The 25438-nt window shown below is 58.2% G+C and carries 24 protein-coding genes; 8 read left to right on the top strand and 16 right to left on the bottom strand.

Translation table 11 applies throughout. From position 1 onward, the window contains the following. The 9 genes from PMI30_RS16595 to PMI30_RS16635 form a co-directional block, all read right to left on the bottom strand. A partial coding sequence (locus tag PMI30_RS16595; RefSeq protein ID WP_008009327.1) for a sensor histidine kinase occupies positions 1-1840 on the bottom strand: 1840 nt, incomplete at its 3' end. A gap of 199 nt (positions 1841-2039) precedes the next feature. Next, entirely contained in the window at positions 2040-2774 is a 735-nt protein-coding gene (locus PMI30_RS16600; protein WP_007898528.1) for an amino acid ABC transporter ATP-binding protein, read from the bottom strand. Then, entirely contained in the window at positions 2771-3442 is a 672-nt protein-coding gene (locus PMI30_RS16605; protein WP_032835350.1) for an amino acid ABC transporter permease, read from the bottom strand. The genes PMI30_RS16600 and PMI30_RS16605 overlap by 4 nt, the downstream gene beginning before the upstream one ends. After that, the gene (locus PMI30_RS16610; protein WP_008009324.1) at positions 3442-4188 is read right to left on the bottom strand and encodes an amino acid ABC transporter permease; all 747 of its coding nucleotides are present in this window, start codon (positions 4186-4188) and stop codon (positions 3442-3444) included. The genes PMI30_RS16605 and PMI30_RS16610 overlap by 1 nt, the downstream gene beginning before the upstream one ends. Before the next feature lie 192 nt (positions 4189-4380). After that, positions 4381-5295: a glutamate/aspartate ABC transporter substrate-binding protein gene (locus PMI30_RS16615; protein ID WP_008009322.1), complete on the bottom strand. Its 915-nt coding sequence runs from the start codon at positions 5293-5295 to the stop codon at positions 4381-4383. A gap of 429 nt (positions 5296-5724) precedes the next feature. Further along, positions 5725-7263, bottom strand: coding sequence for a glycerol-3-phosphate dehydrogenase (gene glpD, locus PMI30_RS16620; protein ID WP_008009320.1), 1539 nt, complete (start codon positions 7261-7263; stop codon positions 5725-5727). Positions 7264-7572: 309 nt separating this feature from the next. Beyond that, positions 7573-8328: a DeoR/GlpR family transcriptional regulator gene (locus tag PMI30_RS16625; RefSeq protein ID WP_007898523.1), complete on the bottom strand. Its 756-nt coding sequence runs from the start codon at positions 8326-8328 to the stop codon at positions 7573-7575. A gap of 83 nt (positions 8329-8411) precedes the next feature. Then, positions 8412-9917 carry a glycerol kinase GlpK gene (gene glpK / locus PMI30_RS16630; RefSeq protein ID WP_008009318.1) on the bottom strand — a complete coding sequence of 502 codons (1506 nt, stop codon included), beginning with the start codon at positions 9915-9917 and terminating at the stop codon, positions 8412-8414. A gap of 76 nt (positions 9918-9993) precedes the next feature. Beyond that, positions 9994-10845, bottom strand: coding sequence for an MIP/aquaporin family protein (locus PMI30_RS16635; RefSeq protein ID WP_008009315.1), 852 nt, complete (start codon positions 10843-10845; stop codon positions 9994-9996). Between the two features lie 368 nt (positions 10846-11213). Here PMI30_RS16635 and ybaK point away from each other — a divergent pair, with 368 nt between their 5' ends. Both ybaK and PMI30_RS16645 read left to right on the top strand, forming a co-directional pair. Beyond that, positions 11214-11684 carry a Cys-tRNA(Pro) deacylase gene (gene ybaK / locus PMI30_RS16640; RefSeq protein ID WP_008009311.1) on the top strand — a complete coding sequence of 157 codons (471 nt, stop codon included), beginning with the start codon at positions 11214-11216 and terminating at the stop codon, positions 11682-11684. Between the two features lie 116 nt (positions 11685-11800). Continuing rightward, positions 11801-12583: a PhzF family phenazine biosynthesis protein gene (locus PMI30_RS16645; protein WP_008009310.1), complete on the top strand. Its 783-nt coding sequence runs from the start codon at positions 11801-11803 to the stop codon at positions 12581-12583. Between the two features lie 109 nt (positions 12584-12692). Here the strand turns inward: PMI30_RS16645 and PMI30_RS16650 are convergent, their stop codons facing one another. Further along, positions 12693-13802 (bottom strand): ABC transporter ATP-binding protein, encoded by a 1110-nt coding sequence (locus PMI30_RS16650; protein ID WP_008009307.1) that lies wholly within the window; start codon positions 13800-13802, stop codon positions 12693-12695. Continuing rightward, the gene (gene argF, locus PMI30_RS16655; RefSeq protein ID WP_032835346.1) at positions 13799-14719 is read right to left on the bottom strand and encodes an ornithine carbamoyltransferase; all 921 of its coding nucleotides are present in this window, start codon (positions 14717-14719) and stop codon (positions 13799-13801) included. Before argF ends, PMI30_RS16650 begins: the two co-directional genes overlap by 4 nt. A gap of 404 nt (positions 14720-15123) precedes the next feature. Here argF and PMI30_RS16660 point away from each other — a divergent pair, with 404 nt between their 5' ends. From PMI30_RS16660 to grxD, 3 genes are all read left to right on the top strand, one after another. Continuing rightward, a complete protein-coding gene (locus PMI30_RS16660; protein ID WP_007898515.1) occupies positions 15124-15414 on the top strand; it encodes a hypothetical protein in 291 nt (96 codons plus the stop codon). Between the two features lie 134 nt (positions 15415-15548). Then, complete coding sequence (locus tag PMI30_RS16665) at positions 15549-17657, top strand: molybdopterin oxidoreductase family protein (protein WP_008009303.1); 2109 nt, start codon at positions 15549-15551, stop codon at positions 17655-17657. Positions 17658-17754: 97 nt separating this feature from the next. After that, positions 17755-18096 carry a Grx4 family monothiol glutaredoxin gene (gene grxD, locus PMI30_RS16670; RefSeq protein WP_007898513.1) on the top strand — a complete coding sequence of 114 codons (342 nt, stop codon included), beginning with the start codon at positions 17755-17757 and terminating at the stop codon, positions 18094-18096. A gap of 211 nt (positions 18097-18307) precedes the next feature. Here the strand turns inward: grxD and bfr are convergent, their stop codons facing one another. After that, a complete protein-coding gene (bfr, locus tag PMI30_RS16675; RefSeq protein WP_007898512.1) occupies positions 18308-18781 on the bottom strand; it encodes a bacterioferritin in 474 nt (157 codons plus the stop codon). 198 nt (positions 18782-18979) lie between these two features. Continuing rightward, on the bottom strand, positions 18980-19198 hold the full coding sequence (locus PMI30_RS16680; RefSeq protein WP_007898511.1) for a bacterioferritin-associated ferredoxin: 219 nt from the start codon (positions 19196-19198) through the stop codon (positions 18980-18982). Positions 19199-19512: 314 nt separating this feature from the next. On the opposite strand from PMI30_RS16680, the gene PMI30_RS16685 reads away from it, so the two are divergent. Continuing rightward, on the top strand, positions 19513-20115 hold the full coding sequence (locus PMI30_RS16685) for a peroxiredoxin (protein ID WP_007898510.1): 603 nt from the start codon (positions 19513-19515) through the stop codon (positions 20113-20115). A 120-nt stretch (positions 20116-20235) separates the two neighbouring features. Here the strand turns inward: PMI30_RS16685 and rnt are convergent, their stop codons facing one another. Beyond that, on the bottom strand, positions 20236-20913 hold the full coding sequence (gene rnt, locus PMI30_RS16690) for a ribonuclease T (protein ID WP_007898509.1): 678 nt from the start codon (positions 20911-20913) through the stop codon (positions 20236-20238). Beyond that, the gene (gene pyrC, locus PMI30_RS16695; RefSeq protein ID WP_008009300.1) at positions 20910-21956 is read right to left on the bottom strand and encodes a dihydroorotase; all 1047 of its coding nucleotides are present in this window, start codon (positions 21954-21956) and stop codon (positions 20910-20912) included. The genes rnt and pyrC overlap by 4 nt, the downstream gene beginning before the upstream one ends. 157 nt (positions 21957-22113) lie before the next feature. Between pyrC and PMI30_RS16700 the strand changes: the two genes are divergently transcribed. After that, positions 22114-23022 (top strand): flagellar protein MotY, encoded by a 909-nt coding sequence (locus PMI30_RS16700; RefSeq protein WP_008009298.1) that lies wholly within the window; start codon positions 22114-22116, stop codon positions 23020-23022. 129 nt (positions 23023-23151) lie between these two features. Next, positions 23152-24369, top strand: coding sequence for an argininosuccinate synthase (locus PMI30_RS16705; RefSeq protein ID WP_008009296.1), 1218 nt, complete (start codon positions 23152-23154; stop codon positions 24367-24369). A gap of 142 nt (positions 24370-24511) precedes the next feature. Here the strand turns inward: PMI30_RS16705 and PMI30_RS16710 are convergent, their stop codons facing one another. Further along, positions 24512-25120: a hypothetical protein gene (locus tag PMI30_RS16710; RefSeq protein ID WP_008009295.1), complete on the bottom strand. Its 609-nt coding sequence runs from the start codon at positions 25118-25120 to the stop codon at positions 24512-24514. Positions 25121-25438 lie beyond the last annotated feature (318 nt).

Raw genomic sequence — 25438 nt, 5'->3', positions numbered from 1 at the left:
CGCTGGCCGGGTGTTCGACCCCCGGGTGCCCGCCAGTGGCGGCGGCCAGGCTTGCTGACAGCGTCAGGCCGAGGCCCAGGCCTTGTTCGCCGGGTTTGGTGGTGAAGAACGGTTCGAACAGATGCTTGCGCGCTTCGGCATCGATGCCGTGGCCATTGTCACGCACCCGCAGGCGATACTTGCCGTCGAATTCTTCGGCTTCAAGCCACAACTCTGGCTGGGGCTGCGACTGCATGGCGTCGAGCGCGTTGCCGATCAGGTTGACCAGAATCTGCTCCAGACGAGTCTGGTCGATCTGTACCTGCACGTCTTCGAGGTCGCGATGCAATTGCAGGTGCGCGCTTTCCATCCGGCTGCCCAGCAATTGCAGGGCGGCGTCCACGGCTTTACCAAAACTGGCCTGACCCTTGTCATCACCGCGCCGGGCGAAGGAACGCAGGCTGGCGGTGATCCGGCCCATGCGGTCGATCAGTTCATTGATGGTCTTGAGGTTGGTGCTGGCCACATCCAGCTGACCGCGTTCCAGAAAGCGCACGGTATTGCCGGACAAGGTCCGCAAGGCGGCCAACGGCTGGTTCAATTCGTGGGCGATGCTGGTGGACATCTGGCCGATGGCCGCCAGTTTGCCGGCCTGGACCAGTTCATCCTGGGCGCGGCGCAACGTCTCTTCCGCTTGCCGGCGTTCACGGATCTGGCCCTTGAGCCGTTCGTTGCTGGCACGCAGGTCGGTGGTGCGTTCGGTAATCCGACGCTCCAGTTGATTGTTGGCTTCCTGCAAGGCTTCCCGCGCCGCGAGGCGGGTGGCAATGACCTTGCGCCGCTCGTTCCAGGCGATCAACAGAAACGCCACCAGGGCAAACGCCACTGCCACCAGGATCCCCTGATTGATCGCTTCACGCCGCAGGTCTTGCAGGGGCGTGAGCAGGGTGAAATTCCATGGTGTGTCGCTTAGAGGACGGGTTTGCGAGAGGTAGCTGATGTTCTCTTCATCGGACTCCAGTTCGCTGTTGGCGGGGAAGGTCAGTTTTTCCTCGCCTTCGGCCAGTTTCTCCCGCGCCAGCGGTTGCAGTTCGTTCAGCGGAAACCAGTAGTACTGCAGGCTACGGGCCAGTTTTTCCTTGGTTTCCTCGCTCAATGGCACAACCGATTTAAGCCGCCGCGCCGGATCGCTGGAGAGAATGATGATGCCGTTCTCGTCGCTGACGAAGGCTTCCAGGCGCGCACGCTGCCAGCGTTCTTCCATGGCTTCGAGGCGGACCTTGACCACGGCAACGCCGATGATCTTGCCGTGCTCTTCCAGGCCATGAGCCAGGTAATAGCCGGGTTCGCCACTGGTGCTGCCGATGCCATAGAAACGCCCCGGCTGACCGCGCACGGCATTCTGGAAATAGGCGCGGAAGGACAGGTCTTCACCCAGATAACTGTCGACATCGCGCCAGTTGCTGGTGGCCAGTACGCGACCGGTGGTGTCCATCACATAGATGGCCCGACTGCGGCTGCGCCGGTTCAGGCCTTCAAGGTATTCGTTGACCGTCTGCCGGAGTTCCGGCGATGGGTCGGCCAACAGCCTGGAAACACTGGATTCGAGTTCCAGCAGGCTGGGCAGGTAGGTGTACTTGCTGATCTCGCTTTCGACGGCGCGGGCGTGCAGTTCCAGCTGACGCTGGCCGTTCTCGCTGAGGCTGCGAATTCCGTAGTGTTCACTGACCCAGAAGCCGATGTAACCCAAGCCGATCATCAGGGCGATGATCAGCGGCGGCAGGAACAGATGGCGAATCAAACGGGGTTTCACGGCGAGTGATGGCGGCGCGGCGCGATAGAGAGTGGAGTCGCATTTCATCACAGATGCCTTGGGTCAACCACAACACAAATATCCATATACCCACGAGCCCTGTGGGAGCTGCTGTGTGAGAGGGCAAGCCCAACCGGATCCCGTAGGAGCCAGGCTTGCCGGCGAAGGCGTCCTTAAGTGCGCCTTCGCCGGCAAGCCTGGCTCCTACGAAAAACGGTTCACTCCCACACAAGTGGTGCCCGGTGCCTTAGTGCTGCAAAATCTTCGCGAGGAAGTGCTGTGTACGCTCGGCACGGGCATTGATGTCGCCGAAGAACTCTTCTTTCTTGCAGTCTTCGATGATCTTGCCCTGGTCCATGAAGATCACCCGGTCCGCTACCTTGCGGGCGAAGCCCATTTCGTGGGTCACGCACATCATGGTCATCCCTTCGTGGGCCAGTTGCACCATCACGTCGAGTACTTCGTTGACCATTTCAGGGTCCAGCGCCGAAGTCGGTTCGTCGAACAGCATGACGATCGGGTCCATCGCCAGCGCACGGGCAATCGCCACACGCTGTTGCTGACCGCCGGAGAGTTGGCCCGGGTGCTTTTTGGCGTGGGCGGAGAGGCCGACGCGCTCAAGCAGTTGCAGGGCTTTTTTGGTGGCTTCTTCCTTGCCGCGGCCCAGCACCTTGATTTGCGCGATGGTCAGGTTATCGATGATGCTCAGGTGCGGGAACAGTTCGAAATGCTGGAACACCATGCCGACGCGCGAACGCAGTTTTGGCAGATTGGTCTTCGGGTCGGCGATGGAGGTGCCGTCGACCACGATGTCACCTTTCTGGAACGGTTCCAGCGCGTTGACGCATTTGATCAGGGTGGATTTTCCGGAGCCAGACGGCCCGCACACCACGATCACTTCGCCTTTTTTGACCTCGGTGCTGCAATCAGTCAGTACCTGGAAGTCGCCATACCACTTGTTGATGTTCTTGATAGAGATCATACGGCAAACCTTTTTTGCAGACGCTTGACCAGCAGCGAGGCGGCAAAGCTGATTGTGAAGTACGTGAGACCTGCGAAGATCAGGAACTCATTGGAGCGACCGATGATGTCGCCACTGGCGCGCGAGGCATTGAGGAAATCCACCAGACCGACCGCGTAAACCAGCGAGGTGTCCTGAAACAGGATAATGCTCTGTTGCAGCAACAGCGGGGTCATCTTGCGGAACGCTTGCGGCAGGATGATCAATCGCATCATCTGGCCGTAACCCATGCCCAATGCTTGGGCAGCACCCATCTGGCCCTTGGGGATCGATTGCACGCCGGCCCGGACGATTTCGCAGAAGTACGCCGCTTCGAACATCATGAACGCCACGATGCACGAGGCGAACGCGCCGATCGGGGTGTCTTCGCCGGTGATCCAGCGCAGTACGAACGGCACCGCCAGGTAGAACCAGGTGATGACCAGCAGCAGCGGGATCGAGCGGAAGTAGTTAACGTAGGCGCCGGCAATGTTCGACAGCAGTTTGCTGTGGGACAGACGCATCAGCGCCAGGATTGTGCCGAGGATGATCCCGCCGACGACGCCCAGCGCCATCAGTTGCAGGGTCATGACCATGCCGTTCCACAAACCCGGCAGGGACGGGATGATGCCCGAGAAGTCGAATTCCATCATTTACCCCCTACGGAAATCAGGCCCGGTACGGCGACTTTCTTCTCGACCATGCGCATCAGCAGCATCAGGCCCATGTTCAGTGTGAAGTAGATCAGCGTTGCCAGGGTGAAGGCTTCGAACAGGTTGGCGGAGAACTCTGCGGTCTGTTTGGTCTGCGCGAGCAGTTCCATCAGGCCGATCAGCGATGCCACGGACGAGTTCTTGAATACGTTCAGGAATTCCGAGGTGAGCGGCGGAATGATGATGCGGTATGCCTGGGGCAGCAGCACATTCCAGTAGATCTGTGGCAGCTTGAAGCCCATGGCACGGGCGGCGGATTCCTGGCCGCGAGGCAGCGCCTGGATACCGGTGCGCACTTGTTCGCACACCCGGGCGGTGGTGAACAGACCCAGGCACACGACGACGCTGAGGAAGGCCGAGGTGGTCGGGTTGAGATCCTGCTTGTACCACTCCTGGATGTCCGCAGGCAGCAGGTCGGGCACCAGGAAGTACCAGATGAACAGCTGAACCAGCAGCGGCACGTTACGGAAGAGTTCGACGTAGCAGGTCGCGATGCCCGATACGATGCGATTCGGTACCGTGCGCATGACGCCCAGAATCGAGCCCAGCAGCAGCGCGATGATCCAGGCTGCGACGGCAATGGCGATGGTCCAGCCCAAACCGGAGAGGTACCAGTCGAAATAAATCTCGCTGCCCACGCCGGTGGACTTGAAGAACACGCCCCAGTCCCAGTTGTAATTCATTAGGGTCTCCCCTCGGATTCGTTCGATTTACAAATGCCCGCCTGGGGAAGCTCCGTTCCCGCCCGATCTTGAAGATCAGGCACACACGAGCGGCTCGACAACCACCGGTTCGAGTGTTTCCAGAAATGCCAGCAGGGAGTGACAACCCCTGAAAGGGCAAAGGCTCTCTCAGGGGATAAGGTTAGTCAGAAATCAGGATTTCTTTTCGTCAGCCGCTTTGTCGGTCGGATTGGCGATCAGGGCCTTGAGCTCGTCGCTCATCGGGAAGTTCAGGTTCAGGTTTTTTGGCGGGATTGGCTGCATGAACCATTTTTCGTAGATCTTGTTGATCTCGCCGGACTTATAGGTCGCGACGATGGCGTCGTCGACAGCTTTCTTGAACGGCGCGTCGCCCTTGCGGACCATGCAACCGTAGACTTCAAAGGACTGTGGAGTACCGGTCACGACCCAGTCGGTCGGCTTCTTGGCCTTGGCCATTTCGCCAGCCAGCAAGGCGTCGTCCATCATGAAAGCAACGGCACGGCCGGTTTCCAGCATCTGGAAGGACTCGCCGTGGTCCTTGGCGGAGATCACGTTCATGCCCATCTGCTTGTCGGCGTTCATCGACTTGAGGATGCGCTCGGACGTGGTGCCGGCGGTGGTCACGACGTTCTTGCCTTTGAGGTCGGCGAAGTCTTTGTATGGGGAATCTTTCTTGGCCAGCAGCTTGGTGCCGATTTCGAAGATGCCGACGGAGAAGTCAACTTGTTGCTGACGCTCGACGTTGTTGGTGGTGGAACCGCACTCGACGTCCACGGTGCCGTTCTGCACCAGCGGGATACGGGTTTGCGAGGTCACCAGGTTGTATTTGACCTGGAGGTTGGGCATGTCCAGGTCTTTCTTGATGGCTTCGACGATTTTCAGCTGGATATCGTGGGAGTAGCCAACCGGTTTGCCGGAAGCGTCCGCGATATAGGAAAACGGAATGGAAGCGTCACGATGCCCGAGGGTGATGGTGCCGGACTCTTTGATCTTCTTCAGTGTGCCGGTGAGTTCGGCAGCGAAAACTGGAGTGCTAATCAGAGCGGCAGCAATGGCTGCGCCCAGGATATGGGGAACGATGCGCATCAAATTTTCCTCGACATTGTTTTTATATGGAGCCAGTTCATCGGCCCTTTTTGGTGCTTCGAATGCTTGCGGGCTCCTGAAGGGGTGGCGCAGCGAACATTCGTCCAAGAGTGTAGAGCATGACTCGTGCCAGGCTAGGCGATATGGCTCAAGATATTGATTTGTAAGGCTATTAAATTTTTATGGCGCATTTTTTCACGATCAGTAATCCGGTTATCCGAATCGACTGACAAGTCGCGTTCGGAAAACCGAATGAATCCCCCCTCAACCTGTAGGAGCGAGGCTTGCCCGCGAAGAACGATAACGCGGTGCTCCAGGCAGACCGCGGTGATCCATTCGCGGGCAAGCCTCGCTCCTACAGTCTTGCGGGTTATGAAAAAGCCCCTGAGTCGTGAGATTCAGGGGCTTCTGGTTCAACCGAATTGCCGATCAGGCCGCTTCGATCTTGCTGCGGTTCTGTTCGACCTTGTTCAGGTAATCCTTGAGCTTCTGCTGTTCCGCCTGGGTAGTGAACAGCCCAAGCTTGCTGCGGCGCCACAGAATGTCGTGGGCGGTGGTCGCCCACTCTTCGCTGCACAGGTAATCGACTTCGCGGGTGTAGAGACCGCCGCCGATGTGTTCGCCCAGGTCGCTGAGGCTTTCCACACCTTCGAGCATGCGCCAGGTGCGGCTGCCGTAAGTAGTGGCCCAGCGTCGGGCGATTTCGGTGGGCACCCAGTCGAACTTGTCGCGGATCCGCGAGCTCAAGGCCTGCGGGGTGGTCATGTCTTCGCCGCCGGGCAGGGTAGCGCTGGCAGTCCAGCTCGGCTTGATGTGCGTGAAGTACGGTGCCAGTTGCGCCAGCGCCGATTCGGCCAGTTTGCGGTAAGTCGTCAGTTTGCCGCCGAACACCGACAGCAGCGGCGCTTCTTCGGCACTGCCCGACAATGCCAGGGTGTAGTCGCGGGTGACGGCCGACGGGTTGTCGGATTCGTCGTTGCACAACGGACGAACACCGGAATAGCTGTGCAGGATATCGTCGCGGCTGATTTGCTTCTTGAAGTGGGCGTTGACCACTTTGAGCAGGTAATCGGTTTCGCCTTCGGTGATTGCAACTGCGGCCGGGTCACCGGTGTACTCGCGGTCGGTAGTGCCGATCAGGGTGAAGTGGTTCAGGTACGGAATGGTGAACACGATGCGCTGATCTTCGTTTTGCAGAATGTGCGCGTGTTCGCCTTCATACAGCTTCGGCACGATCAGGTGGCTGCCCTGGATCAAACGGATGCCGTACGGCGATTCCATCTTCAGGTCGTCACGGATGAACTTGGCGACCCACGGGCCGGCTGCATTCACCAGCGCTTTGGCGCGGATCGAAAACAGGCTGCCATCGGCACGTTCCAGATTCAGGTGCCACAGGCCCTTGGTGCGACGGGCACTGGCGCAGCGGGTCTGGGTGTGAACGTGAGCGCCTTTCTCGCGGGCGGCCATGGCGTTCAGCACGACCAGACGTGCGTCATCGACCCAGCAATCGGAATATTCGAAGCCTTTGGTGATTTCGCTTTTCAGTGCACTGTCCGGGCCGAACTTCAGGCTTTTCGAGCCTTCGAGTTTTTCCCGTTTGCCGAGGTGATCATAAAGGAACAGGCCGGCGCGGATCATCCAGGCCGGACGCAGGTGCGGGCGGTGCGGCAGCACGAAGCGCATCTGTTTGACGATGTGCGGCGCCTTGGCCAGCAATACTTCACGCTCGGCGAGAGCTTCGCGCACCAGGCGAAATTCGTAATGTTCGAGATAGCGCAGGCCACCGTGGATCAGCTTGCTGCTGGCGGACGAGGTGTGGCTGGCCAAGTCATCCTTTTCGCAAAGGAACACCGAAAGACCGCGACCGGCGGCATCCGCTGCGATCCCCACGCCATTGATCCCACCACCGATGACGGCGATATCGTAGACCTCGGCGAGAGGGGGCATAGGCAAGGTAGAAGTGGGCATCGGCTGGCCTCGGGTTTTTGAATTTCTATATTTGAATTCGAACATTAATGTTCATTTGCGAAAATATTAGCCCATAAAGACGCCCACAGCCAGTGTGCTTCGATTGAAAATACTGATCGAAGGGCGGTTAAAGGAAAATTTTCGAACATTTAGACGCGGTTTTGTGGCGAGGGGGCTTGCCCCCGTTCGGCTGCGCAGCAGTCGCAGAGCGGGTTGCGATGTTTAACTGAGGGATTGGCGGTGAATGGTTTTGGGGCCGCTTCGCGGCCCAACGGGGGCAAGCCCCCTCGCCACAACGGGCCGATGTGCTTACACGACTTCCAGCCGAATCTTGTGCTGGCTCAACAACTGCGCCAGGGCCGGCGAAGGCTGCTGGTCGGTGACCAGGCAATCGATCAGGCTGATCGGCCCCAGGCGAATCATGGCGTTGCGCCCGAATTTGCTGGAGTCAGCCGCCAGAATCACCTGCCGGGCGTTGGCGATGATCGCCTGGGACACCCGTACTTCCTGATAATCGAAGTCCAGCAAACTGCCGTCTTCATCAATACCGCTGATGCCGACCAGCGCGAAGTCGACCTTGAACTGGTTAATGAAGTCGACACTCGCCTGACCAACCACGCCACCGTCACGCCGCACGTTGCCACCGGTCAGCAGCACATCGAAATCGTCCTTGGCGCTGAGCATCGAGGCCACGTGCAGGTTGTTGGTGATGATCTTCAGGTGGTTGTGGTTGAGCAGCGCCCGAGCGATGGATTCGGTGGTGGTGCCGATATTGATGAACAGCGAGGCGTGATCGGGAATCTGAGCGGCAATGGCTTCGCCGATACGCTGCTTTTCATCGCGCATCTGGTCGGCGCGCATCGCGTAGGCGGTGTTTTCGACGCTGGAGTCGTAGGCTGCGCCGCCGTGGTAGCGACGCAACAGATTCACTTCCGCCAGTTGATTGATATCGCGGCGGATGGTTTGCGGTGTAACGACGAACAGCTGGGCCATTTCCTCGATGCTGACATAGCCGCGTTCGCGGACCAGTTCGAGGATTTGCTGCTGACGGGGAGGCAGATTCATGGGGCTTCCTTTGGGCTGCCGTGCAAAATTTGCCCATGATGCCGGAGGAATCTGCTCCCTGCCAGTTAGAACCCGTCCTTGGCTTATTCAGCGCCTTCGTGCGGTTCCCAGTCGCGAGTGCGGCTGACGGCTTTTTTCCAGCCAGCGTAGAGTTTTTCCTTCGCGGTTTCGTCCAGCGTCGGTTCGAACTCGCGCTCGATCACGGCCTTGCCGCGCAACTCGTCCAGGCTGCCCCAGAAGCCACACGCCAGACCCGCCAGGTAAGCGGCGCCCAACGCTGTGGTTTCGCGCATTTGCGGACGCTCGACCTGAGTGCCGAGGATGTCGGCCTGGAATTGCATCAGGAAGTTGTTCGCCACTGCGCCGCCGTCCACGCGCAGGGATTTGAGGCGTTCACCGGAATCCTGTTGCATGGCGTCCAGAACGTCGCGGGTCTGGTAGGCAATCGACTCCAGCGCGGCGCGAATGATGTGATCCACGCGTACGCCGCGGGTCAGGCCGAACAGCGCGCCACGGGCATACGGGTCCCAGTACGGAGCACCCAGGCCGGTGAAGGCCGGCACCAGGTACACACCGTTGCTGTCCTTGACCTTGTTGGCGAAGTATTCGGTGTCGTGGGCGTCGTTGATGATTTTCAACTCGTCACGCAGCCACTGCACGGTGGAGCCACCGTTGAACACCGCGCCTTCCAGGGCGTAGGCCACTTCGCCACGCGGGCCACAAGCGATGGTGGTGAGCATGCCGTGTTTGGATTTCACTGCTTTGTCGCCGGTGTTCATCAGCAGGAAGCAACCGGTGCCGTAGGTGTTTTTCGCTTGGCCTGGCTCGACGCACATTTGGCCGAAGAGGGCCGCCTGCTGGTCGCCGGCGATCCCGCCAATGGCGATGCCGCTTTTGGTGTGGCCGTAGATTTCGGACGACGATTTAACTTCCGGGAGCATCTCGCGCGGGATGTCGAGGACTTCCAGCATCTTCGCGTCCCACTCCAGCGTATGGATATTGAAGAGCATGGTGCGCGAGGCGTTGGTGTAGTCGGTGACGTGCACCTTGCCGCCGGTAAATTTCCAGATCAGCCAGCTATCGACAGTGCCGAACAGCAGTTCACCCTTGCGCGCACGCTCGCGGCTGCCTTCGACGTTGTCGAGGATCCACTTGAGCTTGGTGCCAGAGAAGTACGGGTCGGTGACCAAGCCAGTGGTGTCGCTGATGTATTGCTCGTGGCCATCGCGCTTGAGCTGCTGGCAGATCTCGGTGCTGCGGCGGCACTGCCAGACGATCGCGTTGTAGATCGGGCGGCCGGTGGTCTTGTCCCAGACCACGGTGGTTTCGCGCTGGTTGGTGATGCCGATGGCCGCGACCTGATCGTGATGCAGGCCGGCTTGAGCCAGAGCCTCGACCATCACGGCGCTTTGGGTGGCGAAGATTTCCATCGGGTCATGCTCGACCCAGCCGGCTTGTGGGTAATGCTGTGCAAATTCGCGTTGGGCGGTGCAGACCACGTTCGCGTCACGGTCGAAAATGATCGCGCGGGAGCTGGTCGTACCCTGATCGAGGGCAATGATGTAGTTCTTATTCTGTATGTCGGTCATGTCGATTGCCTTGGACGAAAATTAGGAAGTGAGGTCAGGCGCGGGACCACATGGGCAGGATCACGCGCCAACGGTTTCAAGACGTTCTTGGTTTGCCGTCAATGGCCGGTGTTGCATCCTTTGTAGCAGGTATGGCGCTGGGCAGATGGCGGGCAATCAGCCCGCGATAAGCTGCAGCACCGAGGCAGGCACCGACAATCGGTGCAAAAAACGGGATCAGGAAGTACGGGATATCGCGCCCGCCAGTGAAGGAAATTTCACCCCAGCCTGTGAAAAAAGTCATTAGTTTAGGACCGAAGTCGCGGGCCGGGTTCATCGCAAAACCGGTCAGTGGGCCCATCGAGCTACCGATCACGGCAATCAGCAGGCCGATCAGCAACGGTGCCAGCGGCCCTTTGGGCAGGCCATTGTTGTCGTCGGTCAACGACATGATCACGCCCATCAGGATGGCGGTGATGATCACTTCTACCAAAAAGGCCTGGGCTGTGGTCAGGGCAGGGTTCGGGAAAGTGGAGAACACCGAAGCCAATTCAAGGCTGGCCTGGGTGCCACGAACCATTTGGTGAGTTTGTTCGAAATCGAAGAAAAGGTTGCTGTACAGCGTGTAAACCAACAAGGCCCCGCAGAAGGCGCCGGCCACCTGGGAGAAGATATAGAAAGGCAGTTTGCGCTTTTCGAAGTCAGCGAAAATGCTCAGCGCGATGCTCACGGCAGGATTGAGGTGCGCACCGGAAACGCCGGCGGTGAGGTAGATCGCCATGCTGACGCCAACCCCCCAGATAATGCTGATTTCCCATAGCCCAAAGCTGGCACCCGCCACCTTGAGCGCGGCAACACAGCCAGTACCGAAAAAGATTAGCAGTGCAGTACCCAAAAACTCGGCCATGCATTGGCTCGAGAGCGACGGTTGTTGTAAAGCAGTTGTCATTGAAAACCTCGTTTTTGTTGTTGTCTGGCGCTTTTTCATCAAGGTCAAAGCGCGATTTTCACCGAGGAGGATCCCCATCCTGGGCTCGGCTTGCTGCTGGATGCTGCAGTGAGACATTCGTACAGTATTCAGATTCGAAAAAATATAGACAAGAAACGCTGCTGTCAAAGGTCGAAAGTGAACTGTCAGTCATATTTCAACTATTAGTCACGTGAATGATCACATCGTTCATCGGGGAGGCTGACCGTGGACGAACGGCACTGAAGCCCGGCCAAGCTTTTGAAATAGCGTTGTAATAGAGCCTTTTATCGATCAATGACCTAGAATCTGCGCAGTATTTTTCTTCTGCCGCCAAGCTTGGAGCTGCCATGACCCCCGCATTGGATTTGTTGAAAAAAGTTCGTGCCGAACATCGCGTGCACAGTTACGAACATGATCCGAAGGCCGCGTCCTATGGTCTGGAGGCCGCGGAAAAACTGGGCTTGGACCCGGCCCAGGTGTTCAAGACATTGCTGGCGGCCAGCGAAAAGGGGGAACTGTTGGTGGCAGTGGTGCCGGTCGTCGGAAGTCTGGACTTGAAGGCGCTGGCACAGGCCGCTGGCGTGAAGAAAGTCGAAATGGCTGATCCCGCTGCTGCACAGCGATCGACAGGGTATCTGTTAGGGGGTATCAGTCCGCTCGGGCAGAAGAAGCGCCTGCGTACCTTTATTGACAGTTCAGCTCAGCCTTTTTCCAGCATCTTTGTCAGCGCCGGACGGCGTGGACTGGAAGTCGAACTGGCGCCCGCCGTATTGGCCGAACACACCCAGGCGAAGTTCGCCGACATCGGTCGCGCCTGAGCAGAAGGCCTCGGGCGTTCAGCCCGGCGCTGTATGGTGAAAATTGATTCGCTCTGTCACTGGTGAAGGGCTCTTCGTGGCGCCATGCTCGTCGACCTGAAAAAGGGAGAAGTGGCATGCAGCTAGAGTTTCATCAGGTCGACGCGTTCAGTGATCGGCCGTTCAGTGGCAACCCGGCGATGGTGTACCGGCTCGATACCTGGCTCGACGATGAGTTGATGCAAAAAATCGCCGCCGAACACAACCTCGCCGAAACCGCATTTCTGGTCCGTGAGGGTTCCGTCTGGCACATCCGCTGGTTTACCCCGACCACCGAAGTCCCGTTATGCGGCCATGCGACCCTGGCCAGCGCCTATGTTCTGTTTGAAATCTATAAGGAGCCGGCCGAACGACTGGACTTCATCTGCAAGTCCGGCCCGCTGAGTGTCAGCCGTGAGGGCACGCGCTTGTGGCTGGATTTCCCGGCCATCGTGCCGACAGAAGTGGGCGTGATCCTGGATGTCGAGCACGCCTTGGGTGTGAAAGCAGTCGATGTGTTGGGTTCCAAAGAATTGTTCGTGGTGCTGGAGTCCGAGCAAGCCGTGCTCGATTGTCAGCCGGACATGGTTGCGCTGGCAAAACTGCCGTGGCCAGGCGCCATTGTGACGGCCAAGGGCAACACGCATGATTTTGTATCGCGGTACTTTGCGCCAGCAATCGGTATCAACGAAGACCCGGTGACCGGATCGACCCACTGCAGCCTGATTCCGTACTGGTCGGAACGCTTGAACAAGTCGAGTCTGACGGCTTATCAGTGCTCGGGGCGGGGCGGGGAGTTGTTTTGCCAGCTGGAAGGGGATCGAGTGAGTATTGGCGGGAATGCGACGCTGGTTGCGAGCGGCACATTATTGCTCGGATGATTTTTTATGTAGGAGCGAGGCTTGCCCGCGAAGGCGTCATGCCAGTCAACGATGATGTCGACTGATACGACGCCTTCGCGGGCAAGCCTCGCTCCTACAGATCCTGGTGTCAGCTGGCGGAGCTGTACCGCCGAACACCGGATTCGATCACCGGAATTTGCGCCGCCGTGCTGCCGGACGCCTGGAACAACACCAGGTGTTCAGCCGCCACCCGAATACCTACTTCAGCACCGACCAGATGATCGGCATGGCTCGGGAAAATCGACTCCAGCTGTGCGCCTGTAGGCAACTGCAAGCGGTACAGGGTTGATGCCCCCTGGAAGCTCTTGCCGACAATCTGCGTCCTCAGTGGGCTGTCCGGCGCATAGACGATATCGTCCGGACGCAACAACACGTCCACGGCGCATCCGATCGGCCAGGTGTAGGCACGGTTGCCGCGCAATTCACCCAGCTCGGTCTGCACCGATTCCGGGCTGCTCAACTGACCGCGAATGAAGTAACCCTGGCCAATGAAACTGGCCACGAATGGCGTCAGTGGTTCGTGATAGAGGTTGTAGGGCGTGTCCCACTGCTCCAGGCGACCTTCCTTGAAAACGCCCACGTGGTCGCTGACCGCGAAGGCTTCTTCCTGATCGTGGGTCACCAGGATCGCACTGGTGCCGCGAGCCTTGAGAATGTCGCGTACCTCATGGCTGAGCTTGCGTCGTAGTTCACCGTCGAGGTTGGAGAACGGCTCATCGAGCAACAGCAGTTGCGGTTCCGGCGCCAGGGCGCGGGCGAGGGCGACACGTTGCTGTTGGCCACCGGACAGCTCATGGGGGAAACGCTTGCCGAGGTTTTTCAGGTTGACCAGTTCGAGCAGCTCTTCGGTGATGCGATCCTTTTGCGGGTGCTTGCGGATCCCGAAAGCGATGTTCTCGGCCACGCTCAAATGCGGAAACAGTGCGTAATCCTGGAACACCATGCCGATCCGGCGTTTCTCCGGGGCGAGGGTGAAGCCGGCGCTGGAGATGGTCTCGCCCGCCAGCTGGATTTCACCTTCGTGCACCGGTTCAAAACCGGCAATTGCCCGCAGGGTGGTGGTTTTGCCGCAGCCCGAAGACCCCAGCAGGCAACCGATGTCGCCGGCATTCAAATGCAGGTTGAGGTTCTGCACGACCCGCTGGTTTTGGTAACCGCAGGCCAGGTTGCGCAGGTTCAGCAGTAAGGTCTGGCTCATGCGTGGTGGTACGAAGGTGGGACCAGAAACTCAAGCAGGGCCTTTTGTGCGTGAAGACGGTTTTCGGCTTGATCCCAGGCCACCGAGCGCGAGTCGTCGAGCAGGTCAAGGCTGATTTCCTCGCCACGGTGGGCCGGCAGGCAATGCATGAACAGCACGTCCGGCGCGGCCAGGTCGAGCAGGGCACGGTTGACCTGGAACGGTGCGAACAACTTCAGGCGCTTGGCGGTTTCCTCTTCCTGGCCCATGGAGGTCCAGACGTCGGTGCTCACCAGATGCGCGCCGCGCACGGCTTCCTGCGGATCGCGGATGATGGTTACCCGATCGCCGGCTTGAGCCACGAACTCAGGGTTGGGTTCGTAACCTTCCGGGCAGGCGATGCGCAACTGGAAGTCGAACTGGATCGCCGCTTCTATATAGCTGTTGCACATGTTGTTGCCATCGCCGATCCAGGCCACGGTCTTGCCTTGAATCGAACCGCGGTGTTCGAGGAAAGTTTGCATGTCGGCCAGCAACTGGCAGGGGTGCAGGTCATCGGACAGGCCGTTGATCACCGGCACGCGGGAGTTGGCGGCGAATTCGGTCAGGGTGCTGTGGGCAAAGGTACGGATCATCACCGCATCGAGCATGCTCGACATGACGATGGCACAGTCGCCGATCGGCTCGCCGCGACCCAGTTGCGTATCGCGTGGCGACAGGAAGATCGCCTGGCCACCGAGCTGGATCATGCCGGCTTCAAACGAGATACGGGTGCGGGTCGAGGACTTCTCGAAGATCATCCCCAGGACGCGGTTCTTCAAAGGCTCGAACAGTACGCCGCGGTTACGCAGGTCCTTGAGCTCAACGCCTCGACGGATCACGCTGACCAGCTCTTCGGGCGTGCAATCCATCAGGGAGAGAAAGTGCCTTGCGCTCATCATTGACTACCTTTTTGCAACAGACCGCAGATACTCAAAGCCTTGTTTAACTGAAAAACGGGCGAGACCTGCGGCGTAAGCCGCACGGGGCGACGAAATAGGGGAAGGCGCGATATTGACATTAAATGTCGCGTTTTTCCAATGGGCTACGGTGTTTAGAGGATTTCAGAGGGGCTACGGGTGACCGCAGTAGCGCTTTTGAAGCCTGTTTCCTGACAGCAGCCAACCATTTGTACACCGCGCTCGCCGGGCTTGGCAATCAAACAGGGCGCGGGCGACACGCTGGCGGTCGGTTTTTGACCTGTCATTCGGGCCTTTGGCGGGCATTGTGTCTCGTCCAAACATTTGCTAAAGCAAAGTGCTGGGTTATAACTAGAGCACGAGCGACGCAGGAAGCCCTTGGAATGGAATCGAAAGAACAGCTGTTGATGGAGCTACTCGGCCTGACGGCCCGCTCCCTGACCCACCTCACTGCTTCCATGACCTCGATGTCTTTCGAGCTGTTGCGCAGTGAAGACGAAGTCACGAAGGTAGCTGGCCGGCGCATGATCGACCGCATGGCGACCGTCAGCGCCGGGCTCGACGAGCATTGGCGACTGATCGGCGAGCTCACCGGCGTGCATGTTGCCCATGAGCAGATCGAAACCATCGAGGAGATCCAGTTGCAGGCGCCGCCGAGTCTGCCGTCGAACTGATCCCTTGCTGCCATTGGCTGGCTTGATGGCCGCCGATTCACAAGACGAACGTCGCTGGCCAAGGGGTGAGTCGCGCGCCATAGTTTTGTTCCCGCGGCCGATATTGCCCGCCCAGAACAAAACAGAGACTGGCCATGACCAAGACTCTCCATCACCGTGCGTGCCACCTGTGTGAAGCCATCTGCGGCCTGACCATCGAAACCACCGAGGTCGAAGGCAACGGCGTACAGATCAGCTCGATCAAGGGTGACCCCCAAGACACCTTCAGCCGCGGGCATATCTGCCCCAAAGCGGTTGCCCTGCAAGACATTCAGAACGATCCGGATCGCCTGCGTCAGCCGATGCTGCGAGTAGGCAGCGAATGGCAGCCTATCGAGTGGGAAGACGCCTTTGCCCTTGTCGCCGAACGCCTGGCGGCGATTCAGGAGCGTCACGGGCAGAACGCGGTGGCGGTCTATCAGGGCAACCCCAGCGTGCACAACTACGGGTTGATGACCCACAGCAATTATTTTCTCGGCTTGTTGAAAACCCGCAACCGGTTTTCCGCGACGTCGGTCGACCAGTTGCCCCATCACCTGACCAGTCATTTGATGTACGGCCACGGCTTGCTGTTGCCGATCCCGGACATCGATCACACCGATTTCATGCTGATCCTGGGCGGCAATCCACTGGCCTCCAACGGCAGCATCATGACCGTGCCGGATGTAGAGAAACGCCTCAAGGCGATTCAGGCGCGGGGCGGCAAAGTGGTGGTGGTCGATCCGCGTCGCAGCGAAACGGCGGCGATTGCCGATCAGCATTTGTTCGTGCGCCCCGGTGGCGATGCGGCGCTGTTGTTCGGGCTGCTCAATACCTTGTTTACCGAAGGCTTGACCCGCGATAGTCATTTACCGGTCGATGGCCTGGATGAAGTGCGTGAGGCAATCGCAGGGTTCACCGCCGAGGCCATGAGCCCGCTGTGCGCGGTGCCCGCCGAGCAGATTCGCCAACTGGCGCGCGACTTCGCGGCAGCGCCGACAGCGGTCTGCTACGGCCGCATGGGCGTTTCGACCCAGGCTTTCGGTACCCTGTGCCACTGGCTGGTGCAACTGATCAATCTGGTCACCGGCAACCTCGACCGGGTGGGCGGTGCGGTGTGCACCGAGCCTGCGGTGGATCTGGTGGCATCGACCTCGGGCGGGCATTTCAACCGGTGGCAGAGTCGCGTGTCCGGACGTCCGGAATACTCTGGAGAACTGCCGGTATCGGCGCTGGCCGAAGAGATGCTCACCGAAGGGGAAGGGCAGGTCCGCGCGCTGATCACCGTGGCGGGTAATCCGGTGCTGTCCACGCCCAATGGCCGACAACTCGAGCAGGCGCTGGACGGATTGGAGTTCATGGTCAGCGTTGACCTGTACATCAATGAAACCACGCGTTATGCCGACCTGATCCTGCCGTCGACGTCTGCGCTGGAAAACGATCATTACGACACCACGTTCAACATGTTCGCGGTGCGCAACGTCACCCGCTTCAACCGGGCGATCCTCGCCAAGCCCGAAGGCGCGCTGCATGACTGGGAAATCTTCGTCGGGCTGGCCAACGCCTTTGCGGCGAAGACTGGCAAGGAGCTGAAACCGACCATCGCGCCGGCGCAGATGATCGACCGAGGGCTGCGAATGGGCCTGTATGGCGACGCTTCGGAACACAAATTGTCGCTGGCGACCTTGTTCGATCATCCTCACGGTATCGATCTCGGGGCGCTCAAACCCAACCTGGCGCCACGCCTGAAGACCGCCAATCAACGAGTCCAGGCAGCACCCGTCGAGATCCTCGCCGACCTGACGCGCTTCGCGGCTTTACAAGCACCGGTCGCCGATGAGCTGCTGATGATCGGCCGCCGTCATGTGCGCAGCAACAACTCATGGATGCACAACTATCACCGTCTGGTGAAGGGCAAGCCGCGTCATCAACTGCTGATGCATCCGGACGACTTGGCCAGTCGCGGGCTCAGCGACGGGCAGCGGGTGCGCGTCAGTTCGCGGGTCGGTGTGATCGAGGTTGAAGTGATCGCCAGCCTGGATATGATGAAAGGTGTGGTCAGCCTTCCTCACGGTTGGGGTCACGCGCGACCGGGTGTGCAGATGACGATTGCCAGCGGCCAACCCGGCTCCAGCGCCAATGACCTGACTGACGAATGTCAGCTCGATGAGTTGTCGGGCAATGCGGCGTTGAACGGCGTACCGGTGACCGTGGCGGTGGCGTGAACATGACTGTCGGGGAGGCCGAGCATGGCGCTCGGGTTTCCGTTACAATGCGCCACCGTGCCGACCACTGAGTCGGAAAGTTCAGCCGAGGTGCTCCATGGATATCATCGAAACGATTAAAGAGCAGATTGCCAACAACACCATTCTGCTTTACATGAAAGGCTCGCCGAATGCCCCACAGTGTGGGTTCTCCGCGAAAGCCGCTCAGGCTGTAATGGCCTGTGGCGAAAAGTTTGCCTATGTGGACATCCTGCAGAACCCGGAAATCCGCGCCAACCTGCCAAAGTACGCCAACTGGCCAACCTTCCCGCAACTGTGGGTCGGCGGCGAACTGGTTGGCGGTAGTGACATCATGACTGAAATGGCTGCCGACGGTTCGTTGCAAGCGACGATCAAAGCTGCTGTTGAAGCTGCTGCTGCCAACAAGACCGACGCCTGATTCGGTACCTGTAGGAGCGAGGCTTGGTGGCGAGGGGGCTTGCCCCCGTTCGAGTGCGTAGCGCTCGCAGGTCCTGGGTCCGCTGCGCGGCCCAACGGGGGCAAGCCCCCTCGCCACCAAGCCTCGCTCCTACAAGAGCGGTCATTAAAAAGCCCCGCCTCTTTAAAAGAGAGCGGGGCTTTTTATTACATCGCAATTAGCGGCGTAACATTTATTCTTCGCCCATCTGCGACTGCAGATAGTTCTCAAGACCGACTTTATCGATCAGGCCCAGTTGGGTTTCCAGCCAGTCGATATGTTCTTCTTCGGATTCAAGAATGTCTTCGAGCAGTTCACGGCTACCGAAGTCGCCGACAGTTTCGCAGTGAGCGATAGCGACTTTCAGATCGGCATGGCCGTCGCGCTCGATCTTCAAGTCACACTCAAGCATTTCCTTGGTGTGTTCGCCGATGTGCAGCTTGCCCAGGTCCTGGACGTTCGGCAGACCTTCAAGGAACAGGATGCGCTTGATCAGCTTGTCAGCGTGCTTCATCTCGTCGATGGATTCGTGGTACTCGTGCTTGCCGAGCTTGTTCAGGCCCCAATCTTCATACATGCGTGCATGCAAAAAGTATTGGTTGATCGCGACCAGCTCATTGGCAAGGATCTTGTTGAGATGCTGGATGACTGTAACGTCGCCTTTCATGATGGGGTCCTGCCCTGAGTAGCTGTCTATAAGGCAGAGTTTGAGCCGCGTAATTAAGAGTGTCAAACCTAAGTTATTGAAACTTAAATGAAAATTAATCGGAATAAGAATGTTTGTGTTCCGCGTCTAGAGCCTAAGCGATTGATTTCCAGACATAAAAAAACCGGACATCAAGTCCGGTTCTTTGAAATACGGTAGTTATGCGGCGGTAAATTCTGCGGGGTAGGGGATCGCCGCCTGGGCCGATTGCAGTTTGCCCAGGGTTTCGCGGACCACTTCCTTTGCAAGGCAGGCGCATTTACCGCATTGGCTGGCAACGCCAGTGGCCTGACGGACTTCCCGATAGCTGCAGCAACCTTCATAGATTGCATCGCGGATTTGACCGTCGGTGACGCCAGTGCAGAGGCAGACATACATAAGTGAGAACCGTCGCTGGTTGTGACTCAATTGCGATGGATCTTAATGTTAACGAGAATGATTGTCAAAGTGGTTTCTGAAGGTTTTCGTCATAAGGGCGTGTGACTGACGAACGGCTTCTTCTCACACCTTCCATGAGGAAAATATAGCAGCGGCCTTTCACCTGGCAGAAAAAACCGTTGAGGACAGGTCAAAAACGCGGTGTATGATGGTCGGCCTTTTGCGAAGGGGGATCGTGTCACAGGGCTGTCGCCTGAGGGTGGCAGGCTGATACGAACCCTGTACTTCACCGTTATTACACCAGGAGATATCCAATGAGCGTACTCGTAGGCAAACAAGCCCCTGACTTCACCGTACCGGCCGTACTCGGCAATGGCGAAATCGTAGACAGCTTCACCCTGTCCTCGGCCATCAAAGGCAAATACGGCCTGGTGTTCTTCTACCCACTGGACTTCACCTTCGTTTGCCCGTCCGAGCTGATCGCTCTGGACAACCGCATGTCTGACTTCAAGGCACGCAACGTGGAAGTGGTAGCCGTTTCGATCGACTCGCACTTCACCCACAACGCCTGGCGCAACACCCCGGTCAACAATGGTGGCATCGGCGAAGTTCGCTACACCATGGCGGCCGACCTGAAGCACGAAATCGCCAAGGCCTACGACGTTGAGTCCGAAGGCGGCGTGGCTTTCCGTGGCGCGTTCCTGATCGACGACAAAGGCGTTGTCCGCTCGCAGATCATCAACGACCTGCCGCTGGGCCGTAACATCGAAGAGCTGATCCGTCTGGTCGACGCTCTGCAATTCCACGAAGAGCACGGCGAAGTTTGCCCTGCCAACTGGAAAAAAGGCGACAAAGGCATGACCGCTTCCACCGAAGGTGTTGCGGCTTACCTGACCGAGAACGCTGCTGCGCTGTAAGGCACGTTCGAGGCATAAAAAAACCGGCTGCCAAGGCCGGTTTTTTTATGGGCGGGATAAACCCAGGCTGTTCACTTGTGGCGATAAGAGCAAGCTCTCTCGCCACAGATCAGTGACGGATCAGTCGTTGTAGTCTTCCCAGCCGCCCATTTGTTTCCAGCGATTGACGATGCCGCAGAACAGGTCAGCCGTCTTCTCGGTGTCGTAGCGGGCCGAGTGGGCCTCGCGACCGTCGAAGTCGATATCGGCTGCCTGGCAGGCCTTGGCCAATACGGTTTGACCGTAGGCCAGACCGGCGAGGGTCGCCGTGTCGAAGCTGGAGAACGGGTGAAACGGGTTGCGTTTCATGTCCAGGCGCGCGACAGCGGCGTTGAGGAAGCCCAGGTCGAAGCTGCTGTTGTGCCCGACCAGAATCGCCCGTTTGCAACCGTTGGCCTTCAGAGCCTTGCGCACACCGCGGAAGATATCGGTCAGGGCCGCTTCTTCACTCACCGCCATGCGAAGCGGGTGATCGAGCTTGATTCCGGTGAATTCCAGGGCTGCCGCTTCGATGTTCGCGCCTTCGAAAGGCTCGACCCGGAAGAAATAGGTGTGTTCAGGGTACACAAAGCCTTTTTCATCCATGCCGATCACGGTGGCGGCGATTTCCAGCAGGGCATCGGTGGCCGAGTTGAAGCCACCGGTTTCTACGTCGACAACGACCGGCAGGTAACCACGGAACCTGGCTGCCATTGGATGGCGGGAACCGCCTCCGCCGCCATTACCGTCCTGTTCGTCGTCGAAATGGTCTTCACTCACGCGTGTTCCTCCAGCAGGCGCCAGCGCAGTTTTTCACCGGCGCGCAGCGGGATTACAGTCAGCTCGCCAAACGGCAGGCTGGTTGGGGCGGTCCACTCATCGCGGACCAGGGTGATGCGATCGGTGTTCGCCGGCAGGCCGTAGAAACGCGGGCCATTGAGGCTGGCGAAGGCTTCGAGCTTGTCCAGCGCGTTGCGCTGTTCAAAGGCTTCGGCATACATCTCGATCGCGGCATAAGCGGTGTAGCAACCGGCACAACCGCAAGCCGCTTCCTTGGCGTGCTGGGCATGCGGTGCCGAGTCGGTGCCGAGGAAGAACTTGTCGCTGCCGCTGGTGGCGGCGTCGAGCAGGGCTTCCTGGTGGGTATTACGCTTGAGGATCGGCAGGCAGTAGAAGTGCGGCCGAATCCCGCCCACCAGCATGTGGTTGCGGTTGTACAGCAGGTGATGCGCGGTGATGGTTGCGCCAACGTTGGCCGAAGCCTCGTTGACGAACTGCACGGCATCAGCGGTGGTGATGTGTTCAAACACCACTTTGAGGGTCGGGAAACGCTCGACCACTCGACGCATGTGCTCATCGATGAAGATTTTTTCGCGATCGAACACGTCGACATCGCCACGGGTGACTTCACCGTGAACCAACAAGGGCATCCCGACTTCAGCCATGGCCTCGAGTGCGGGGAAAATCTTGTCGATGCTGGTGACGCCAGAATCCGAGTTGGTGGTCGCGCCGGCCGGGTACAGCTTGGCGGCGTAAACGAAACCGCTGGCCTTGGCCTCGCGAATTTCTTCGGGCTGTGTGCGGTCGGTCAGGTACAGCACCATCAGCGGTTCGAAGCGACTGCCGGCCGGGCGTGCAGCGAGAATTCGCTGGCGATAGCCGTCGGCTTCAGCGGCGTTACGCACCGGAGGTACCAGGTTGGGCATGATGATGGCGCGGCCAAAGGTGCGCGCGACATCCGCAACGGTATTGGTCAACACAGCACCATCGCGAAGATGAATATGCCAGTCGTCGGGACGCAGCAGGGTCAGGCGGTCGGACATGAGGGGATTCCAGGCGGGTCAAACTCAGGGGAATGCTACCGGAAAAGACTCTTGCAGGCACTCGCTATCAAGTTTTGCGGCAAGCTTCCGATATCCAACAGGTATGCCGTAAATATGTGTGTCGGTCTTTTTGTTGCAGAAGCCAGTGGAGCCTCCCGTGCGCCAGCGTTATTTAGCCTTGCTCAGTGTGTTTGCCAGCCTTCCCGCGATGGCGCTCACTTTCCAGACCCGTCTGGAGAGCATCGAGTGGACGGTCGAAGGTGACAAGTTCGAATGCCGCCTGACTCAACCCATCACCGATTTCGGTTCGGGAGAGTTCGTGCGTCGCGCTGGCGAGCAGGCGACATTTCGTCTGAAGGCCTACAACTCGATGATCGGTGGCGGTTCCGCGACCTTGCTGGCGGCCGCTGCGCCATGGCAGCCGGGGCGTGGCGACATCAACCTGGGCTCGGTACGAATCGGTAGTGGCAACGTGCTGTTCAACAGCTCGCAAGTTCAGGCCGGGCGCCTGATCAGCGGGTTGATGGATGGTCGCAGCCCGGTCGTTCGACACTCCTCGGGTGACGGTCGGGTATCTGAAGTCCGCCTGCTCCCGGTCAAATTCAGCAAGGCCTACAGTGACTATCAGGGGTGCGTGGCCAAGTTGCTGCCGCAGAATTTTGAACAGGTGAAGCAATCCGAAGTCGGCTTTCCGGGGGAGGGCATCGATCTCGACGCCCAAGCCAAGGCCCATTTGCAGGTCATGCTGGAGTTCATGAAAGCCGATCCGACGGTCAACCACATTGAACTCGACGGCCATTCCGACAACAGCGGCAACCGCCTGACCAACCGCGAACTGTCGCGACGCAGGGCGTTGGCCGTGATGGATTTCTTCAAGGCCAATGGTATTCAGGAATCGCAGATCACCCTGCGTTTTCACGGTGAGCGCTATCCTCTGGCGCCGAACACCAATGCCGCCAATCGGGCGAAGAACCGCCGGGTTGCCGTACGTCTTGAACGGGTCGCGCCGACCGAGCAACCGGCGCCTCAAGCCACCGCTTCCGCGGGCAGCGCGAAGACCTCCTGAACCTGCTGAAATCGTCGCTCGCTCGACATAATCTGTCGCTTCGTCGTCATAAGCTGTCGCGCCTCTGTAAATTATCCTGCATGAGCGGTAGACTTGACGGCTTTCCGTAGAACCCCGTGGAGTGATGGCATGGCGGACGTAAACAAGGTCGTTCTGGCGTATTCCGGCGGCCTGGACACTTCGGTGATCCTCAAGTGGCTGCAGGATACTTATAACTGTGAAGTAGTGACCTTCACCGCTGACCTGGGTCAGGGCGAAGAGGTCGAACCGGCCCGCGCCAAGGCACAGGCCATGGGCGTAAAAGAAATCTACATCGACGATCTGCGCGAAGAATTCGTGCGCGATTTCGTGTTCCCGATGTTCCGCGCCAACACCGTTTACGAAGGCGAGTACCTGCTGGGTACTTCCATCGCTCGTCCGTTGATCGCCAAGCGCTTGATCGAAATCGCCAACGAAACCGGCGCTGACGCCATTTCCCACGGCGCGACCGGCAAGGGCAACGACCAGGTTCGTTTCGAACTGGGCGCCTACGCCTTGAAGCCAGGCGTGAAAGTGATTGCTCCTTGGCGCGAATGGGACCTGCTCTCCCGTGAAAAGCTGATGGATTACGCTGAAAAGCACAACATCCCGATCGAGCGTCACGGCAAGAAAAAATCCCCGTATTCGATGGATGCCAACCTGCTGCACATCTCCTATGAAGGCGGCGTGCTGGAAGACACCTGGACCGAGCACGAAGAAGACATGTGGCGCTGGACCGTCTCCCCGGAGAAGGCTCCTGATAAAGCGCAGTACCTGGAACTGACCTACCGCAACGGCGACATCGTCGCACTGGACGGCGTCGAAATGACCCCGGCCACCGTGCTGGCGACCCTGAACCGGATCGGTGGCGAACACGGTATCGGCCGTCTGGACATCGTCGAAAACCGCTACGTCGGCATGAAGTCCCGCGGATGCTACGAGACCCCGGGCGGCACCATCATGCTGCGCGCTCACCGTGCGATCGAATCGATCACTCTGGACCGCGAAGTGGCTCACCTCAAAGACGAGCTGATGCCTAAATACGCCAGCTTGATCTACACCGGTTACTGGTGGAGCCCTGAGCGTCTGATGCTGCAACAGATGATCGATGCTTCCCAGGCCCATGTGAACGGCGTAGTGCGCCTGAAGCTGTACAAGGGCAACGTGATCGTCACCGGCCGCAAGTCCGACGAGTCGTTGTTCGACGCCAACATCGCGACCTTCGAGGAAGATGGCGGCGCCTACAACCAGGCCGATGCGGCGGGCTTCATCAAGCTCAACGCCTTGCGCATGCGCATCGCGGCGAACAAAGGCCGGAAGCTTTTCTGAGACCTTTGAGTCGGTAATGGATGTGTGGCCTCGTTGATGAGGCCACACATCTGAAAGAGGGATACCCTGTCGTACACTGCGTATTCAGCTTTTCTTCTTGCCTCTGTCAATACCTTTCTTCGCTTCTTTCTCCAATGGCTCTTCAAGAGCTGGCTGCTGTGTGCCTGTAAAGATTTTGACCAATCATCGTCAGCTCGTGTGAATTCAAATTGTAAGCAATGCAGAACGTCGCACCGTTGCGTTTCTTGGTGTGCTTTGAATGCCTGAGTGCACTTTCCTTCAGCAACGTCTCCGACTCGGCACAGGTGAGAAATACGATCATCTGAGCAGGATTTTCCTGTGCTTGCTGGATGTTCTCCACCAAGGCGCTGAATGCCATTTTGTTGTTCATCCACCGTGCATCAATGATATGCAGGTCTTTCAAGTGCTGGGGCAGGCGTACGTGGTGCTGGGTCGAGCTTTCATGCGGTGCCGGGTCGTTTCCTGACCGGTTAACGTTGCCCATGACCGTCATGAAGTGTTCCTCTTTTTCGAAATCGGAGGGCGCGTAAAGCGATCGATAGTTGAAATTGAGTGTGATGAAAAAAAGAAAAAGTAAATAAAATGGAAAACTAATCAGAAACCAGACATAGAGTTCTCTATCCTTGTTGTCGAGAAAGGGGAGGGACACGGCGGCCGATGTTTCAGACAGTGCTGCAAATATTGCAATGATTGTCATGGGGTTGGTGATTCTTTTTTTGAGTTTTATCATGTCTTCTGCTCATGAGATATTATTTCTTCTCGATTTGTTTGTGGGTGTGGATCTTGGGATGATAATTAATGAGTGGGATTTTTCTGTTGTTATGTTGTACTCCTTTTTTTAGTGGGTGATGTGGGTCGTTATAGTAACTGTATTATTCTTGGTTTAGGTATGGCTGTTTATTTGTTTTAAAGTTATATAGGTTTATTCTGTGGGTGAAATGTTGCCGTGTGTGAGCTTTCATAAGTCATTCGAGTCGAGTTGTACAGGGACTGGAAAATGCTCGTTACTTTTAAGCGTAGCTCAGTAGCCGAAGTCTGTCGGATTACT

The sequence above is a fragment of the Pseudomonas sp. GM50 genome, from assembly GCF_000282375.1.
GTDB lineage: Bacteria > Pseudomonadota > Gammaproteobacteria > Pseudomonadales > Pseudomonadaceae > Aquipseudomonas.
The sequence above is the reverse complement of the archived record's forward strand: the minus strand, read 5'-3'. Positions and strand labels throughout refer to the sequence as shown.

Excerpts from the sequence above, each read along its gene's own strand:
- PMI30_RS16635 (WP_008009315.1), bottom strand. The coding sequence starts at position 10,845 with ATGACAACTGCTTTACAACAACCGTCGCTCTCGAGCCAATGCATGGCC.
- pyrC (WP_008009300.1), bottom strand. The coding sequence starts at position 21,956 with ATGTCCGACCGCCTGACCCTGCTGCGTCCCGACGACTGGCATATTCAT.
- PMI30_RS16680 (WP_007898511.1), bottom strand. The coding sequence starts at position 19,198 with ATGTATGTCTGCCTCTGCACTGGCGTCACCGACGGTCAAATCCGCGAT.
- PMI30_RS16705 (WP_008009296.1), top strand. The coding sequence starts at position 23,152 with ATGGCGGACGTAAACAAGGTCGTTCTGGCGTATTCCGGCGGCCTGGAC.
- PMI30_RS16645 (WP_008009310.1), top strand. The coding sequence starts at position 11,801 with ATGCAGCTAGAGTTTCATCAGGTCGACGCGTTCAGTGATCGGCCGTTC.
- PMI30_RS16605 (WP_032835350.1), bottom strand. The coding sequence starts at position 3,442 with ATGGAATTCGACTTCTCGGGCATCATCCCGTCCCTGCCGGGTTTGTGG.
- PMI30_RS16660 (WP_007898515.1), top strand. The coding sequence starts at position 15,124 with ATGGAATCGAAAGAACAGCTGTTGATGGAGCTACTCGGCCTGACGGCC.
- PMI30_RS16625 (WP_007898523.1), bottom strand. The coding sequence starts at position 8,328 with ATGAATCTGCCTCCCCGTCAGCAGCAAATCCTCGAACTGGTCCGCGAA.
- PMI30_RS16665 (WP_008009303.1), top strand. The coding sequence starts at position 15,549 with ATGACCAAGACTCTCCATCACCGTGCGTGCCACCTGTGTGAAGCCATC.
- bfr (WP_007898512.1), bottom strand. The coding sequence starts at position 18,781 with ATGAAAGGCGACGTTACAGTCATCCAGCATCTCAACAAGATCCTTGCC.
- ybaK (WP_008009311.1), top strand. The coding sequence starts at position 11,214 with ATGACCCCCGCATTGGATTTGTTGAAAAAAGTTCGTGCCGAACATCGC.
- PMI30_RS16600 (WP_007898528.1), bottom strand. The coding sequence starts at position 2,774 with ATGATCTCTATCAAGAACATCAACAAGTGGTATGGCGACTTCCAGGTA.
- grxD (WP_007898513.1), top strand. The coding sequence starts at position 17,755 with ATGGATATCATCGAAACGATTAAAGAGCAGATTGCCAACAACACCATT.
- argF (WP_032835346.1), bottom strand. The coding sequence starts at position 14,719 with ATGAGCGCAAGGCACTTTCTCTCCCTGATGGATTGCACGCCCGAAGAG.
- PMI30_RS16650 (WP_008009307.1), bottom strand. The coding sequence starts at position 13,802 with ATGAGCCAGACCTTACTGCTGAACCTGCGCAACCTGGCCTGCGGTTAC.
- glpK (WP_008009318.1), bottom strand. The coding sequence starts at position 9,917 with ATGACCGACATACAGAATAAGAACTACATCATTGCCCTCGATCAGGGT.
- PMI30_RS16685 (WP_007898510.1), top strand. The coding sequence starts at position 19,513 with ATGAGCGTACTCGTAGGCAAACAAGCCCCTGACTTCACCGTACCGGCC.
- PMI30_RS16610 (WP_008009324.1), bottom strand. The coding sequence starts at position 4,188 with ATGAATTACAACTGGGACTGGGGCGTGTTCTTCAAGTCCACCGGCGTG.
- glpD (WP_008009320.1), bottom strand. The coding sequence starts at position 7,263 with ATGCCCACTTCTACCTTGCCTATGCCCCCTCTCGCCGAGGTCTACGAT.
- PMI30_RS16615 (WP_008009322.1), bottom strand. The coding sequence starts at position 5,295 with ATGCGCATCGTTCCCCATATCCTGGGCGCAGCCATTGCTGCCGCTCTG.
- PMI30_RS16710 (WP_008009295.1), bottom strand. The coding sequence starts at position 25,120 with ATGATAAAACTCAAAAAAAGAATCACCAACCCCATGACAATCATTGCA.